We start from the raw sequence: 14,760 nt of genomic DNA on the forward strand, positions 1-14,760 counted from the left end.
GAAGGCGAGGGACTGACATGGCCCTGACCACCGCTGCACGTACCCGGGTCGCCAAGACCGGAGTGCTGATCGGACTCGTGCTCGGCGCCGTCTCGCCCGCCGGCCCCGTCCTGTGGATGCTGTCGAGCTCGTTCAAGTCGAACACGCAGATCTTCGAGCTGCCCCCGCGGCTCATCACCGACACGTTTTCGTTCGACGCGTACGTGAAGATCTTCACGACGCCCGAGACGGTGCGCTTCTTCATCAACAGCTACGTCGTCGCCGGTGCCGTGACGATCCTCACCCTGCTCGTGGCGATCCAGGCGGCGTACGCGTTCAGCCGGTTCGAGTTCCGCGGAAAGCGGATCGTCAACGTCATCATCGTGAGCGTCCAGGCCGTCCCGCCGATCACGCTCCTGATCCCGTACTTCGGGCTCATGGTGACGCTGAAGCTCTACAACACCTACCCGGGCCTGATCCTCACCTACATGGTGTTCACTCTGCCCTACGCGATCATCATGATGACCGGCTACTTCAACACCCTCCCGAAGGAGCTCGACGAAGCCGTCCGGGTCGACGGTGCGGGATCGTTCACCGCCCTCTGGCGGGTGCTCGTTCCGATCTCCATCCCCGGGATCGTGTCGGTCGGCATCTACACGTTCATGATCGCGTGGAACGAGTTCCTGTTCGCGCTGACCCTCACGCGCACCATCGACATGCGCACGGTGCCCATCGGCATCCAGCTGCTCATGGGCCAGCACTCGTACGAGTGGAACCAGATCATGGCGATGAGCATCCTCGGCTCGATCCCGGTGCTCGTCCTCTTCCTCTTCTTCCAGCGCTTCTTCATCAGCGGCCTGACGGCCGGCTCGGTGAAGAGCTGACTCTCGACCCCCACCCCGACAAGGAGAAATCCGTGCTCTACACCGGCAAGTCCATCCTCGACGTGGCGAACGCCCACAGCTTCGCCATCCCGGCCTTCAACATCTCCGACTGGGCGATGTTCACCGGGATCATGGACATCAGCGAAGAGAAGTCCGCCCCGGTCATCATCGCCATCCACCCCGACGAGGTGTCGCACATCACGACCGACCTCATCCCGGCGATGCACGCGCGGGCCCACCGGTCGAGCGTGCCCGTCGCGATCCACTGGGACCACGGCGGCTCCTATGAGCAGATGATCACGGCCATCCACTCCGGTTTCACGTCGGTGATGATCGACGCCTCGCTCGAGCCGTTCGAGCAGAACGTCGCGATCACGCGCAAGGTCGTCGAGGCGGCGCACGCGGCCGGCATCCAGGTCGAGGGCGAGCTCGGCACGATCGGTGCGAACGACAGCTACGGCGAGTCCGGCGCCGCCGAGATCATCTACACCAACGTCGAGGACGCGGTGCGCTTCGTCGAGCAGACGGGGGTCGACAGCCTCGCGATCGCGATCGGCACCTCGCATGGCCTGTACCCGGCCGACAAGAACCCCGAGCTGCGCCACGACCTGCTCCAGGAGATCAAGGCCGCCGTCGGCATCCCGCTCGTGCTGCACGGCGGATCCAGCAACCCGGATGCCGAGCTCGCCCGCGCCGTGTCGCTGGGCATCAACAAGATCAACATCTCCAGCGACATCAAGGTCGCGTACCACGACCGCATGCGCGAGGTGCTCGGCACCGACCGCCGCCTGCGCGAGCCGAACGCGATCCAGCCCGAGCCCATCGCGGCGATGAAGGTGACCGCGGCCGAGAAGATCGACCTGTTCGGCGCCGCCGGCAAGGCCGACCTGTACTGATCAGGGAGGATCGGCGCCATGGCAGGAGACCTCGTCCTCGGACTCGGCGGCACCGTCGACTACGAGATCCGGTGGGATGCCGACGTGCTCACGGCCCTCGCGGAGGAGTACGGCATCCACCGGGACGAGCTCGTCCCCACGGCGCCGATCGTCGACGAGCGCACGCTCGTCCTGACGGTGCTCGCCTTCCTCGCCCGCGGCGGGGGAGGCGAGCGCTTCGTCTCGAGTTCGGAGATCATCGAGGTCTTCGCGGCCCGGTTCGACGTCGCGGTGACGCTCGGCGGGACGGGTGTGCGGGCGGGCATCGCCCTCGACCGGATCGGCGTGCCGACGGTGCAGCACCTCGTGAGCATCGACGACACCGTCCGTCGGCTGCTTCCCGCGTCGATGCGCGTCGTCTCGTCCGCGACGCGCGACACCCTCGATCCGCACCTCATCGTGCAGTACCCCGCGGGGACGACGGTGACGCTCGCCGACGGGGCGATCACGGCGCCGTCGTCGAACCGCGTGATCTTCGCGAACGACGCCCCCAACCGCGAGATGGCGATCGCCGCCGACCTCGGCGACGCGCTCGCGGACGCCGCGGCGTTCCTCGTGTCCGGGTTCAACACGATGCAGGATGCCACCCTGCTCGAGAGCCGCCTCGAGGATCTGGCCGCGGCGATGCGGCGCCTGCCGCCGGACGCGCTGGTGTACTACGAGGACGCCGGCTTCTACGAGCGGTCCTTCGCCGAGACCGTCCGCCGACGACTCCTCGACCGCATCGACGTGTACGGCATGAACGAGGACGAGCTGCAGGAGTACCTCGGCCGCCCCGTCGACCTGCTGTCGCCCGATGACGTCGCCACCGCGCTCGCCGAGGCCCGCGCGATCATCCCCGCGCCCGCGCTCGTGGTGCACACGAAGTACTGGGCGATCGCGGTCGGGCCCGAGGCCGGTCGACACCGCGCCGGGCTCGAGAGCGCGGTGATCACCGCGGCGACGCGCTACCGCGTCGGCGACACGTGCACGGTCGCCGACCTCGAGGCCACCGCGTCCTTCCCGCGGCATCCGGGCGGCGCGGCCGTCGTGACGGCGGTCGAGGACCGGATGCCGGCGGCCGGGGTCGCCGCGTACGTCGTCGACGTTCCCCACCCGACGACGATCGGGCTCGGCGACACGTTCGTCGGCGGCTTCCTCGCCGCGGTCTGACTCCCGGTCAGCGCCGCGACACGTACGCGCGCCACAGCAGGCGCGCGTGCCGAACCTTGGCGCGTTCGACGCCGTCCTGGTCGTGGCGCAGCGCGCTGAACCACTCGGCGAAGCGGCTGGCCGTGGCATCCAGGATCATCCGGAGGTCCTTGTGCCGCGCGGGCGGGACTCGCGCTTCGTCGGATGTCAGCCGTCCGCGGGCGGCGAGGTCGTCGTCGAGGTGCTGCCGCACCAGGCGGGCGACGCCGACGGCGTGGCCGTTGATGATCGAGTGGGCCGCACCCTCGATCTCCCAGCGTCGCGCATCGCGGGCGCGCGCGACGAGACGCGAGTGCAGGCGCCGCGGCGAGGGGCGGTCGAACTCTCCGCGGATGAGGAGCAGTCGCGCGTCCACGAGACGGATCCGATCCGAGATCCGGTACCGCAGCATGTGGGGCAGCGCCTCGGCGAAGTACAGGAACCCGCACAGCAGGTAGGCCGAGACCGCCATCACGGCGATGTGCAGGGACTCCCGCGCGGTGGACTGGACGAAGCGCACGCCCTGCACGATCGCCGACGCCTCGCTCTCGTCCACGACCGGGCTCACGAGCACCGCGTGCGACAGATCGTGCCGACGCGTGAGCACCTCGGTCACGACCTGCGTCCCCATCGAGTGCCCCAGCAGCACGGGGTTCTCCAGGCCGTAGTGCGCGATGACGCCCTCGACCTGATCGGCGAAGAACACCGCCGTCGGTTCGTCACCGGATGCCGGCATCCCGGCGAACCCGGGGAGGTCCAGCGCGTACACGTCACCGTGCTCCGCGAGCAGCGGCGCGAGGAACTCGAAGTAGCTGGCCGCGACCCCGATTCCCGCGACGAGGACGAACGCGCGACCGGGGGCTCCGGTCGAGACGATCGTGACCCGCGTCTGCGCGGTCCCGCGCCGGAACGTCTGCACGTCGACGTCGGCGGGGCGGGTGTCGTCGGGCATCCGTCCAGGATGCCGCACTCCGCGGCGCAGGCTGTCAATCCCGGGGCCCGTTCTCCCGCGCCGACCTAGCGTGGCGCCATGACCGATGCTCCCCGTGACCATGAAGAAGAGACCCTCGGCGCTCCGCGCGAGGGACAGGACCCCGTAGAGAAGGACCCCTCGGACTGGGTCACCGGCGACGAGCCGATGACCGCGCCGCAGCGCAGCTACCTCGACACCCTCGCCCGCGAGGCGGGGGAGGAGATCACCGCCGACCTGACGAAGGCCGAGGCCTCGGAGCAGATCGACCGGCTCCAACAGAAGACCGGTCGGTAGTCAGGCGGGTCGGGACTCGTCGGCCAGGGGGCGGAGACGCTCCATGTGCTGCTTCTCTGCGCGGGCCACTTCGTCGAGGAAGTCGGCGACCACCCGGCGCTGAGAGGCATCCAGGCGGGAGGCGGCCTCGGCCACCGACGAGCGGCGCACCGCGAGGAGATTACGGGCGGGGGAATCCTCGTCGATCGTGGCGCGCACCACGATCGAACGCCGGTCCCCGGGGAACGGCACGCGCTCGACCCAGCCGGCGTCGGCGAGACGGTCGATGAGGGCCGTGGTCGCGGCCGAGGAGATGCCGAGCATCTCCGCCAGGAGTCGGGGGGTCACCGGCTCGTCGCCGGCCTCGCGGTCGAGGAGGAACCGCAACACCTTCGCGTCGTTGGGGCCGATCCCGAGGGAATGCAGCGCTTCGCGCTCGGAGACGGCACCGGATTCGGACAGGTCGCTGACGGCCTTCACCACTTCTTCTTCCGTGGTCATGTGTTCGTCACCCCCTGGACGGGTTGTCTCGTCGTTCTGGTATCTCGCGTTCTGATCAAGTAGCGAACCGATATATTCACCATCGTACCTGTCAGCTACGCGAAGCGGCAGGGCCCTTCGCATGCCCCGCTGACGTAGGATGCGGAGGTGGAGAACGGCTCGCAGACGTCGCGCTATTGGTACGGCGCGAGCGAAGAGGACCGCCGCCGGAAGGCGGTGGAAGTCCTTCAGGCGTTCCGCGTCTACCGCGCGGCAGAGGTCGCGATGCGGCGCCGCACGCGTGAATCCATGTCGATGGGCGAGAACGAACTGCTCGTGCTCCGCTACCTCCTTCGGGCCTCCGGCCAGGGACGCCAGGTCTCGCCGAGCGAGCTGACGCGTTATCTCGGGGTGTCCACCGCCTCGACGACCGCGATCATCGATCGCCTCGAGAAGTCGGGCCACGTCACCCGCGTCCCGCACCCGAGCGACCGACGCAGCATCTACATCGTCGCGACGGCCGCGAGCGACGCCGAGGTGCGCGCCACGCTCGGGTCGATGCACTCGCGCATGATGGCGGCCGTGATCGACATGACGCCGGAAGAGTGCGAGACGGTCATCGCGTGTCTCGGCCGACTCCAGGATGCCGTCGACCAGGTCGACCCGCATCACGAGGTCGCGGAGTCGCCGATGGAGGCCGACGTCACCCTCTGATCAGAATGCGCATCCTGCGTAAGAAACTAGGAAGCCTAGTTGAATTCTGAGTATTAGGAATCCCCTCAGGTCCGTGAAACCATGAGGACATGGACGAAAATGCGATCGAGGCACGCCTCAGCGTGACCGCCGTCGACACCGTCCAGACGGTGGACGGGGTGCCCGTGGCATCCCTCCATTCAGTCGTTTCGCGACTTCGCCTGGACTACCCGGGAGAGGACCCGTCGCACATCGAGACGGTGGTCCTGCGGGAGTGGGAGGCCTTCTCCGCGGGGCGTCCGCTCGTCATCCCGACGGCCGTCGAGGAGGGCGCGCGCGAGATCCTCGACCAGCGGACGGCCTGACTCAGGCCTTGCTCTCTCCGGTCCCCGGTTCCGGGACCAGGAGCAGACCGCCGGAGGAGTTCGCCGAGTTCGCGAGGTCTTCGATCCACGCGCGGCTGAGCAGCGCTGGCTCCGGGTCGTCGAAAACGAACCGCAACGGGATCGACGGGTGCAGCCACACGGTGCTGCGCCCCACCTCCTGGCCGGGCCCGTGCGTCCACGAGAGCGTGAAGCTCTCGCCTCGGCGCAGCTTGGTCGCGATGACGACCTTGACGTGCGCGAGCGCGCGATCCTCGATTTCGATCGGAGTCGCGACGTCGCCGTAGAAAAGCGTTCCCACGTCGTTAGTTAACCCCGCACAAACGTCCAGCATCGGGGGGTTGATTCTGCACCGGGTGCCGTGGCATTCGCGCGTCGGCCATCGTTTCGCTCGGATAGGCTCGCATTCATGGGCCGATTCATCTACGACACCGTTGCGAACGCCGTCGACATCGATGACCGCACGCTGGCGCATCTCCGCATCGTGGTGATGAACAAGCTCCGACGCTCCGAGTCGTTCATGTTCGACGTCGAGGTCGGCGACGGCAGCGGTCGACGCAGCTTCTGGATGCACCCGTCCGTGCCGATCCAGTTCCACTTCTACGGCAGCCGCCAGCCGCGCATCAACCGCGTGTGGGTCGAAGACCTCATGCTCGCGGCATCCGGTCCCAACGGCCTCGCGATCACGCCGGAGCCGTCCGAGGACACCCTCGTCGAAGAGGGCTGACCTCAGCTCTTCGACGTGCCCTTCGCGGCGCTCTCGGGGGCGATGTCCTCGGGGACGAGCATGATCCCGCCCGAGGAGTTGGCCGAGTCGGCCAGACGCTCGATCCACTCACGGCTGAGCTTGGTGGGCTCGGCGTCCTCGAAGACGAACCGGAGCGGGATCGCCGGGTGCAGCCACAGCGTGCTCCGGCCCCGCGGCTGGTCCTCGGGGTGCTGCCATGACAGTGTGAAGCTCTCGCCGCGGCGCAGCTTGGTGGAGATGACGACCTTGAGGTGCGCCAATGCGCGGTCTTCGATGTGGACTGCCGTCCCGCCGCCGCCGTAGAAGATCGTGCCCATGGCATCCACGATACCGGCGGGATTCCGGGGATCTATGTGGCCGCCGCCGGGGTGTCAAGGCCACCCATTGCGCGAGGCGGCTCTGTCAGTGTGGGTGGCGACCACGGAAGGACCCCCGTGATGGATTCCCGCTTCCCCCTCATGCCCGAACCCGGTGGCGCCGACGACCTCCCCGACGTGTTCGATCAGTTGACCGGGATCGACGTTGTCGACGGCGAGCTGATCCCGCGCTCGTCGCCGCCCGCCGCAGAGTGATCTCCCAGGCCCCTCGAAGTCGGCGCCGCTAGCGTCGGGAACATGTCCGACCCGCTGGACGACCAGCAGATCACCGTATCCGGGGCCTCGCTGCGCGCCATGCGCGACGAGTTCCAACGCTTCCTCATGGAGTACCGGTTCGGTCTCGCCGAGGTCGAGACGAAGATCTCGATCCTGCGCGAAGAGTTCCAGGAGATGCACGACTACAACCCCATCGAGCACGTCTCGAGCCGGGTCAAGTCGCCGGACAGCCTCGTCGACAAGGTCCGCCGCAAGGGGATCGAGGCCGACTTCGACTCCATCCGCGCCGCGATCACCGACATCGCCGGCATCCGGATCACCTGCAGCTTCGTCGACGACGCATACCGCCTGTCGAACCTGCTGACGCAGCAGGACGACATCACGGTGCGCGACGTGAAGGACTACATCGCCCGTCCCAAGGCGAACGGCTACAAGAGCCTGCACGTGATCGTCGATGTGCCGGTGTTCCTCTCGACCGGCCGCGTCGACGTGCCGGTCGAGGTGCAGTTCCGCACGATCGCGATGGACTTCTGGGCGAGCCTCGAGCACAAGATCTATTACAAGTACGACCGCCTCGTCCCCGACGAGCTGCTGGCCGAGTTGAAGGATGCCGCCGACACGGCCGCGGAGCTCGACGCACGCATGGAGCGACTGCACCGGCAGATCCGCGGACCCCGCCCCGGGGTGGTCTCGCTCTGACCCGACGGGTCACAATGGGGGGATGAGCGACGCGGCGGCCCTCCTCGATGCGGCCGCCGCCGACCTGCTCGCCCTCCCGCCCGCACAGTTCACCGCGGCCCGCAACGCGCGCGCCGAGGAGGTCGGCGGAACCGTCGGACGGCGCATCGCGAAGCTCCGAAAGCCGACGCTCGCGGCGTGGGCGGTGAACCTCCTCGCTCGCGACGGGCAGCTCGGCGAAGCCGTCGAGCTGTCGCAAGCGTTGCGCGAGGCGCAGGACGACGCGGATGCCGCGGAGATGACGCGTCTGGGGCGCCAGCGCCGTCAGCTGGTGGCCGCCCTCGCGCGGCGCGCGGCCGACCTCGCGGCCGAGGCCGGTGCGCCCCTCAGCGCGACGATGCGGGACGCGGTCGAGAAGACCGTCAACGCGGCGATCATCGACCCGCACGCGGCGGCGATGATCCTCACCGGGAGGTTGGTGGCATCCGTCGATCTCGCCGACGACACGGATCCGAGCGCGGCGGTGGCCGGTTCCGTGCCGGAGGGCGTGGCCGTCGCCGAGGCTCCCGCGCGGGACGACCTCGCGCAGCGCCGGGCACGCAAGGCGGCGGAGCGCGCGGTGCGCGAGGCGGAGCGGGCGCGCTCGGACGCCGACCGCGCGCTGACGGGCGCGAAGACGCGGGAGGCGACCGCTCGCGAACGGGCCGACCGGGTCCGCGAACGGTTGGAGAGCCTCCGCGCGGAGATCGCCCGGGTGGAGAAGGATGCCGCGGCGGCCGACGCGGCCGTCGACGCGGCGGAGGAGGCGACGGCGGTGGTGCGCGAGACGGCGACCGCCCGGGGGCGGGACCTCGACCACGCCCGCTCCGCGCTGGAGGGACTGTCGTGAGCGCTGTCGACGACCTCCTCGCCACGGCGCGGGGCCGGCTCGCCGACGCCCCGCGCGAGCGGATCGGCGAACTGCAGGAGGGGCGGCGGTTGCTCGGCATCCCGCGCGCTCCCCGCATCGTCGACCGCGGGCGCGCGTGGCACCTGGGTGTGCTGCTCCTCACCGACGACGCCGTCCTCGCGACCGGTGACATCGTGCGGTCCCGCGCGGAGGTGCGCCGGGGGTTCGCGGCCGAGTCGCAGCGGCGTCGCGCCGAACTCGCGGCCGCCGCCCACCGCGGGGGCGTGCCCGAGGGGGAGACGGTGCACATCGGGTGGCATCCGCTCGATCTCGAAGCCCTCGACGACCGGTCCGCCCCACTCGCGCTGCGCGACGGCGAGCCCGCCGTCCGGTGGAGCGCGCAGGGCGGGTACATGCCGCTCGCGCGATATCTCGACGAGCGCATCGACCTGCTCGTGCATCCGCCGGAGCGCGCATAGGAACCCGCGCGCATAGTCGGGGGTCGGTCGGGTGTCAACAGCGGTGACACCGACGCTTCGTGGAAACGACGCTGGTCTATCGTGAGCGACGTGCAGCAGGTATGGCCAGGATCCAGTTATCCCCTCGGGGCCACGTACGACGGCAACGGGACGAACTTCGCTCTCTTCAGTGAGGCGGCGGAGCGCGTCGAGTTGTGCCTGTTCGACGAGGACGGGACCGAGACGTGCTTCGAGCTCGTCGACGTCGACGCCTTCGTCTGGCACGCGTACCTCCCCAACATCCAGCCCGGGCAGCGGTACGGCTACCGCGTGCACGGTCCCTACGACCCGGCGAACGGCCAGCGGTTCAACCCGAGCAAGCTCCTGCTCGACCCGTACGCCAAGGCCGTCGAGGGACAGATCGATTGGGGCCAGCCCGTCTTCAGCTACGAGTTCGGCGACCCCGACTCGTTCAACGACGAGGACTCCGCCGCGCACATGATGAAGGGCGTGGTCATCAACCCGTTCTTCGACTGGAGCGGCGACCGCCGTCCGAAGACCCCCTACGCCGAGAGCTTCATCTACGAAGCGCACGTCAAGGGCCTCACGCAGCTGCACCCGGACGTGCCCGAGGAGTTGCGCGGCACCTACGCCGGCATCGCGCACCCCGCGGTCATCGACCACCTGCGCAAGCTCGGCATCACCGCGATCGAGCTGATGCCCGTGCACCAGTTCGTCAACGACTCCACGCTCGAGGAGAAGGGGCTGTCGAACTACTGGGGCTACAACACCATCGCGTTCCTCGCGCCCCAGAACACCTACTCCTCGACCGGCGACCACGGCCAGCAGGTGCAGGAGTTCAAGGCCATGGTGAAGGCCCTGCACGCGGCGGGCATCGAGGTCATCCTCGACGTGGTCTACAACCACACCGCCGAGGGCAACCACATGGGCCCCACGCTCTCCATGCGCGGCATCGACAACGAGGCGTACTACCGCCTCGAAGACGACGACAAGCGCTACTACACCGACTACACCGGCACCGGCAACAGCCTCAACGTCGGCAACCCCCACACGCTGCAGCTGATCATGGACTCGCTGCGCTACTGGGTGCTCGACATGCACGTCGACGGGTTCCGCTTCGACCTGGCATCCACCCTCGCCCGCGAGTTCTACGAGGTCGACCGTCTGGCGGCCTTCTTCGAACTCGTGCAGCAGGATCCGGTGGTCTCGCAGGTCAAGCTCATCGCCGAGCCGTGGGACGTCGGCCCCGGCGGGTACCAGGTCGGCAACTTCCCGCCCCAGTGGACGGAGTGGAACGGCAAGTACCGCGACACCGTCCGCGACTTCTGGCGCGGCGAGCCGCAGGCGCTCGGCGAGTTCGCGTCGCGCCTCACCGGCTCGGCCGACCTGTACGAGCACTCGGGGCGTCGGCCCGTGGCATCCATCAACTTCGTCACCGCGCACGACGGGTTCACGCTCCGCGACCTGGTCTCGTACAACGAGAAGCACAACGAGGCCAACGGCGAGGACAACAACGACGGCGAATCGCACAACCGCTCCAGCAACATGGGCGTGGAGGGGCCGACCGACGACCCCGAGGTGCGCACGCGCCGCGCGCAGCAGCAGCGCAACTTCATCGCGACGCTGCTGCTCAGCCAGGGCGTGCCGATGCTGCTGCACGGCGACGAGCTGGGCCGCACCCAGGGCGGCAACAACAACGGCTACGCGCAGGACAACGAGATCACGTGGGTGGACTGGTCCAGCGTCGACCATCCGCTCATCGAGTTCACCGCGGCCCTCGCGCGCCTCCGCAAGGAGCACCCCACCTTCCGCCGCAGCCGGTTCTTCGACGGCCGTCCGGTGAAGATGGAGGAGGGGGACAACATCCCCGACGTGGTGTGGCTGCGGCCCGACGGCACGCTCATGCAGCCCGAGGACTGGGACTCCGGCTTCGGCCGCGCGGTCGGCGTGTTCCTCAACGGCCAGGGCATCCGCGAGCGCGACCGCCGCGGCGAGGCCATCAGCGACGACCACTTCCTCGTGCTCTTCAACGCCGGCGACGAGCCGGTCGACTTCCACGTGCCCGACATCCAGTACTCGCCCGAGTGGGACGTGTACGTCGACACCGCGGGCGAGCGCGCCAACACCGAGCCGATCGCGCCCGGCGAGGCGCTCAAGCTCGAGCCGAAGTCGCTCATCGTGCTGCGCGAGCACCACCTGCCCGAGCCCGAGATCGACCACACGGTCGCTGCCTCGCTCACGGCGCAGATCGCCATCACCGCCACCGACGACCTGCCCGGGCAGGCACCCAAACCGGAGCTCTGATCGAAGAATGCGGCATCCGCTTTCGACCTACCGCCTGCAGATCCGCGAATCCTTCCCCCTCGGCACCGCCGCCGAGGTCACGGGCTATCTCCGTGACCTCGGGGTGTCGTGGGCGTACCTGTCGCCGCTGCTCGAGGCGACGCCCGGGTCCGACCACGGCTACGACGTCGTTGACGTCACGCGCGTCGACCCCGCGCGCGGCGGCGGCGAGGGGCTGGCGCGGTTCGCCGAAGCCGCCCGCGCCGAGGGGCTCGGCATCCTGATCGACATCGTCCCGAACCACATGGGCGTCTCCGAACCCCGGACGAACGCCTGGTGGTGGGACGTGCTCCGCCAGGGACGCGCCTCCGCCCACGCGGACGCGTTCGACATCGACTGGGAGTTCGGCGGGGGCAAGGTTCGCGTGCCCGTGCTCGGCGCCGACCTCGCCGACGTGATCGACGAGATCTCGTACGACCCGACGCCCGCGGCCGACGCCCCCGACGGTCTGATCCGGTACTACGACCACGTCTTCCCGGTCGCCCCGGGAACGGGGACTCCGGACGTCCGCGCCCTCCTCGACGCGCAGAACTTCGAGCTGCGGTTCTGGCAGGACGAAGCGGCCGACCTCAACTACCGCCGCTTCTTCGCCGTCACGACGCTCGCGGGTGTGCGGGTCGAGCGTCCCGAGGTGTTCGACGCGACGCACGCCGAGATCCTGCGCTGGGTGCGCGAGGGCCTCGCCGACGGCCTGCGCGTCGACCACCCGGACGGTCTCGTCGACCCCGGCGGCTACCTCGACCGGCTCGCGACGGCGCTGCGCGAAGCGGGCGGCGAGGACGCCGGGTACGTGCTGGTCGAGAAGATCCTCGAGCACGGCGAGGCGCTGCCGTCGTGGTGGAAGACCGCGGGCACCACCGGGTACGACGCGCTCGCCGAGGTCGACCGCGTGCTCACCGACCCCGCGGGCGAGGCGGCGCTCGATGCGCTCGACGCGCGGTTGCGCGTCGACAGCGGCCTCCCGGCGCTGACCGGCTGGCACGACCTCATCCACGACACCAAGCGCCGCATCGCCGACACGATCCAGGTGTCCGAGATCCGGCGCATCGTGCGCGGGCTCCCCGCCGCGCTGCGCGAGGAGTTCGGCGCCGAGGCGCTGCAGGACGCGCTCGCCGAGATCCTCGCGTGCTTCCCCGTCTACCGCTCGTACCTCCCGGCCGGACGGTCGCACCTGGATGCCGCCGTCGGCCAGGCCGAAGAACGTCGGCCCGAGCTCGGCGACGTCATCGAGGCGCTCGTCCCGGCCCTGACCGACACCGACCTCGAGATCGCGTGGCGCTTCCAGCAGACGACGGGTCCGGTGATGGCCAAGGGCGTCGAGGACACCGCGTTCTACCGCTACACGCGCCTCGGATCGCTGACCGAGGTCGGCGGCGACCCGGCGGAGTTCTCGCTCGACGTCGCCGGCTTCCACGCCGCACAGGCGGCGCGGCAGGCGTCGTGGCCGACCGCCATGACGACGCTGTCGACCCACGACACCAAGCGCGGCGAGGACACCCGCGCCCGCATCGCCGTGCTCGCGGAGATCCCGGCGCGGTGGGCCGAGGTGCTCGAGGAGTTCCGGGGCATCGCCTCGACGGGGCACGGTCCGTTCGACGCGCTGCTGTGGCAGGCGATCGTCGGGGCGTGGCCGGCCTCGGCATCCACGCGCTCGGGTCTCGCGGAGTACCGCGAGCGACTGCACGCGTACGCCGAGAAGGCCGCGCGCGAGGCGTCCGAGGTCACCGGCTGGTGGGAGCAGGACGAGGCGTTCGAGGAGCGCATGCACGCCGTCGTCGATGCGGCGACGGGCCCCGCGGCATCCCGTGTCCAGGCCTTCGTGGACGAGATCGCCGCCGACGGCTGGTCGAACGGTCTCGCCGCGAAGCTGCTGCAGATCACCGGACCAGGCGTGCCCGACGTGTACCAGGGCTCGGAGCTGTGGGAGCAGTCGCTCGTCGACCCCGACAACCGGCGGCCGGTGGACTTCGCGGAGCGGGCGCGCCTGCTGGCCTCGCTGGACGCGGAGGATGCGACGCTTCCGGCGGTGGATGCCACCGGCGCGGCGAAGCTCCTCGTGACCTCGCGCGCACTGCGCGTGCGGCGCGACTGCCCCGAGCGGTACTCGCTGTACCGTCCGCTCGAGGCCGCGGGTGCGGCATCCGGGCACATCGTCGCGTTCGATCGCGGGGGCGTCTCGGCCGTCGCGACCCGCCTCCCGCACGGCCTGCGGGCCGCCGGCGGCTGGCGTGACACCGTGCTGCTGCGCCCCGACGTCGCCGCGGTCGACGTGCTGACCGGGCGCCGCTTCCCCGGCGGCCCGGTGCCGCTGTCGGAGCTGCTGAGCGACCTGCCGGTCGCTCTCCTGGTGGACGAACCGGCCTGCTCCTGATCTCCCGGCGCGTGAGGGGTCAAGAATTGTCGCCTCACGGCCGCGCAAGCGACAAAAGTTGACCCCTCACGCGTGAGGGGGAGGAAGAAGAGGGACGGATGAGCATCGAACTGTGGGCACCGAAGAGCGACCGTGTGCGGCTGCGGCGGCTGGACGAGAGCGGCGAGGGCGTCGTCGAAGACGTCGAGCTCGCCTCGGTGGCGGGTGGCTGGTGGAACGCGGACGTGCGGCTCGCCGACGGTGAGCGCTACGGCTTCGTCCTCGGCGACGGCGACGACCTGCGCCCCGACCCGCGGTCGCGGCGGCAGCCGGGCGGGGTGCACGAGGCCTCCGCGTGGTTCGATCCCTCGACGTTCGCGTGGACGGATGCCGCCTGGACAGGGCGCCAGCTCGCGGGCGGCCTCATCTACGAGCTGCACCTCGGCACCTTCACGCCCGAGGGCACCCTGGATGCCGCGATCGAACGGCTCGACCACCTCGTCGACCTCGGCGTGACCCACGTCGAGCTGCTGCCGGTCAACGGCTTCAACGGCGTCTGGAACTGGGGCTACGACGGCGTCCTCTGGTACACCGTGCACGAGGCGTACGGCGGCCCTACGGCGTACCAGCGCTTCGTCGACGCCGCCCACGCGGCCGGGCTCGCGGTCGTTCAGGACGTGGTCTACAACCACCTCGGACCGTCCGGGAACTACCTGCCCGAGTTCGGCCCGTACCTCCGCGAGGGCAGTCGCAACACGTGGGGCGACTCGATCAACCTCGACGAGGACGCCGTGCGCTCCTACATCGTCGAGAACGCGCTGATGTGGATGCGCGACTACCACGTCGACGGACTCCGCCTGGATGCCGTGCACGCGCTGCTCGACCACCGTTCGGTGCACGTGCTGCAGGA

The 14,760-nt window shown here is 69.7% G+C and carries 18 protein-coding genes; 14 read left to right on the forward strand and 4 right to left on the reverse strand.

Annotated elements, in window-relative coordinates; translation table 11 throughout:
- Positions 1-17: 17 nt before the first annotated feature.
- Genes I5G_RS11615 through I5G_RS11625 form a run of 3 tightly spaced genes read left to right on the forward strand, consistent with a single transcriptional unit; the run spans position 18 to position 2,950 of the window.
- A complete protein-coding gene (locus I5G_RS11615; RefSeq protein ID WP_022879202.1) occupies positions 18-863 on the forward strand; it encodes a carbohydrate ABC transporter permease in 846 nt (281 codons plus the stop codon).
- Positions 864-895: 32 nt separating this feature from the next.
- Entirely contained in the window at positions 896-1,759 is an 864-nt protein-coding gene (locus I5G_RS11620; RefSeq protein ID WP_022879203.1) for a ketose-bisphosphate aldolase, read from the forward strand.
- Positions 1,760-1,777: 18 nt separating this feature from the next.
- A complete protein-coding gene (locus I5G_RS11625) occupies positions 1,778-2,950 on the forward strand; it encodes an ADP-dependent glucokinase/phosphofructokinase (RefSeq protein ID WP_022879204.1) in 1,173 nt (390 codons plus the stop codon).
- A 7-nt stretch (positions 2,951-2,957) separates the two neighbouring features.
- On the opposite strand, the gene I5G_RS11630 is transcribed toward I5G_RS11625, so the two are convergent.
- Positions 2,958-3,920 carry an alpha/beta fold hydrolase gene (locus I5G_RS11630; protein ID WP_022879205.1) on the reverse strand — a complete coding sequence of 321 codons (963 nt, stop codon included), beginning with the start codon at positions 3,918-3,920 and terminating at the stop codon, positions 2,958-2,960.
- A 78-nt stretch (positions 3,921-3,998) separates the two neighbouring features.
- Between I5G_RS11630 and I5G_RS11635 the strand changes: the two genes are divergently transcribed.
- The gene (locus I5G_RS11635; RefSeq protein ID WP_022879206.1) at positions 3,999-4,235 is read left to right on the forward strand and encodes a DUF3072 domain-containing protein; all 237 of its coding nucleotides are present in this window, start codon (positions 3,999-4,001) and stop codon (positions 4,233-4,235) included.
- Here I5G_RS11635 and I5G_RS22125 read toward each other — a convergent pair whose 3' ends face one another.
- Complete coding sequence (locus I5G_RS22125) at positions 4,236-4,715, reverse strand: MarR family winged helix-turn-helix transcriptional regulator (RefSeq protein WP_022879207.1); 480 nt, start codon at positions 4,713-4,715, stop codon at positions 4,236-4,238.
- A gap of 147 nt (positions 4,716-4,862) precedes the next feature.
- Here I5G_RS22125 and I5G_RS11645 point away from each other — a divergent pair, with 147 nt between their 5' ends.
- Complete coding sequence (locus tag I5G_RS11645) at positions 4,863-5,408, forward strand: MarR family winged helix-turn-helix transcriptional regulator (RefSeq protein WP_022879208.1); 546 nt, start codon at positions 4,863-4,865, stop codon at positions 5,406-5,408.
- An 89-nt stretch (positions 5,409-5,497) separates the two neighbouring features.
- Entirely contained in the window at positions 5,498-5,752 is a 255-nt protein-coding gene (locus tag I5G_RS11650; protein WP_022879209.1) for a hypothetical protein, read from the forward strand.
- Position 5,753: 1 nt separating this feature from the next.
- Here the strand turns inward: I5G_RS11650 and I5G_RS11655 are convergent, their stop codons facing one another.
- Positions 5,754-6,071 (reverse strand): hypothetical protein, encoded by a 318-nt coding sequence (locus I5G_RS11655; RefSeq protein ID WP_022879210.1) that lies wholly within the window; start codon positions 6,069-6,071, stop codon positions 5,754-5,756.
- Between the two features lie 108 nt (positions 6,072-6,179).
- Between I5G_RS11655 and I5G_RS11660 the strand changes: the two genes are divergently transcribed.
- Complete coding sequence (locus I5G_RS11660; RefSeq protein WP_022879211.1) at positions 6,180-6,497, forward strand: hypothetical protein; 318 nt, start codon at positions 6,180-6,182, stop codon at positions 6,495-6,497.
- A gap of 2 nt (positions 6,498-6,499) precedes the next feature.
- On the opposite strand, the gene I5G_RS11665 is transcribed toward I5G_RS11660, so the two are convergent.
- Complete coding sequence (locus tag I5G_RS11665; RefSeq protein ID WP_022879212.1) at positions 6,500-6,835, reverse strand: hypothetical protein; 336 nt, start codon at positions 6,833-6,835, stop codon at positions 6,500-6,502.
- Between the two features lie 120 nt (positions 6,836-6,955).
- Between I5G_RS11665 and I5G_RS26740 the strand changes: the two genes are divergently transcribed.
- The 7 genes from I5G_RS26740 to I5G_RS11700 all read left to right on the forward strand — a co-directional run.
- Positions 6,956-7,090, forward strand: coding sequence for a hypothetical protein (locus tag I5G_RS26740; protein WP_022879213.1), 135 nt, complete (start codon positions 6,956-6,958; stop codon positions 7,088-7,090).
- Positions 7,091-7,132: 42 nt separating this feature from the next.
- Positions 7,133-7,810: a GTP pyrophosphokinase family protein gene (locus I5G_RS11675; RefSeq protein WP_022879214.1), complete on the forward strand. Its 678-nt coding sequence runs from the start codon at positions 7,133-7,135 to the stop codon at positions 7,808-7,810.
- A 22-nt stretch (positions 7,811-7,832) separates the two neighbouring features.
- Positions 7,833-8,678: a hypothetical protein gene (locus I5G_RS11680; protein WP_022879215.1), complete on the forward strand. Its 846-nt coding sequence runs from the start codon at positions 7,833-7,835 to the stop codon at positions 8,676-8,678.
- Positions 8,675-9,157 (forward strand): hypothetical protein, encoded by a 483-nt coding sequence (locus I5G_RS11685; protein WP_022879216.1) that lies wholly within the window; start codon positions 8,675-8,677, stop codon positions 9,155-9,157. The genes I5G_RS11680 and I5G_RS11685 overlap by 4 nt, the downstream gene beginning before the upstream one ends.
- An 81-nt stretch (positions 9,158-9,238) precedes the next feature.
- Complete coding sequence (glgX, locus tag I5G_RS11690; protein WP_022879217.1) at positions 9,239-11,461, forward strand: glycogen debranching protein GlgX; 2,223 nt, start codon at positions 9,239-9,241, stop codon at positions 11,459-11,461.
- A 7-nt stretch (positions 11,462-11,468) separates the two neighbouring features.
- Positions 11,469-13,871 (forward strand): malto-oligosyltrehalose synthase, encoded by a 2,403-nt coding sequence (gene treY, locus I5G_RS11695; RefSeq protein WP_022879218.1) that lies wholly within the window; start codon positions 11,469-11,471, stop codon positions 13,869-13,871.
- A gap of 98 nt (positions 13,872-13,969) precedes the next feature.
- On the forward strand, positions 13,970-14,760 hold a 791-nt coding region (locus tag I5G_RS11700), incomplete at its 3' end, for an alpha-amylase family glycosyl hydrolase (protein ID WP_022879219.1).

This window comes from Microbacterium sp. B19 (genome assembly GCF_000333395.1).
Classification (GTDB): Bacteria; Actinomycetota; Actinomycetes; order Actinomycetales; family Microbacteriaceae; genus Microbacterium.

Coding starts and splice junctions, on each gene's coding strand:
- I5G_RS11615 (WP_022879202.1), top strand. CDS start 18: ATGGCCCTGACCACCGCTGCACGTACCCGGGTCGCCAAGACCGGAGTG.
- I5G_RS11625 (WP_022879204.1), top strand. CDS start 1,778: ATGGCAGGAGACCTCGTCCTCGGACTCGGCGGCACCGTCGACTACGAG.
- I5G_RS11630 (WP_022879205.1), bottom strand. CDS start 3,920: ATGCCCGACGACACCCGCCCCGCCGACGTCGACGTGCAGACGTTCCGG.
- I5G_RS11635 (WP_022879206.1), top strand. CDS start 3,999: ATGACCGATGCTCCCCGTGACCATGAAGAAGAGACCCTCGGCGCTCCG.
- I5G_RS22125 (WP_022879207.1), bottom strand. CDS start 4,715: ATGACCACGGAAGAAGAAGTGGTGAAGGCCGTCAGCGACCTGTCCGAA.
- I5G_RS11650 (WP_022879209.1), top strand. CDS start 5,498: ATGGACGAAAATGCGATCGAGGCACGCCTCAGCGTGACCGCCGTCGAC.
- I5G_RS11660 (WP_022879211.1), top strand. CDS start 6,180: ATGGGCCGATTCATCTACGACACCGTTGCGAACGCCGTCGACATCGAT.
- I5G_RS11665 (WP_022879212.1), bottom strand. CDS start 6,835: ATGGGCACGATCTTCTACGGCGGCGGCGGGACGGCAGTCCACATCGAA.
- I5G_RS26740 (WP_022879213.1), top strand. CDS start 6,956: ATGGATTCCCGCTTCCCCCTCATGCCCGAACCCGGTGGCGCCGACGAC.
- I5G_RS11675 (WP_022879214.1), top strand. CDS start 7,133: ATGTCCGACCCGCTGGACGACCAGCAGATCACCGTATCCGGGGCCTCG.
- I5G_RS11680 (WP_022879215.1), top strand. CDS start 7,833: ATGAGCGACGCGGCGGCCCTCCTCGATGCGGCCGCCGCCGACCTGCTC.
- treY (WP_022879218.1), top strand. CDS start 11,469: ATGCGGCATCCGCTTTCGACCTACCGCCTGCAGATCCGCGAATCCTTC.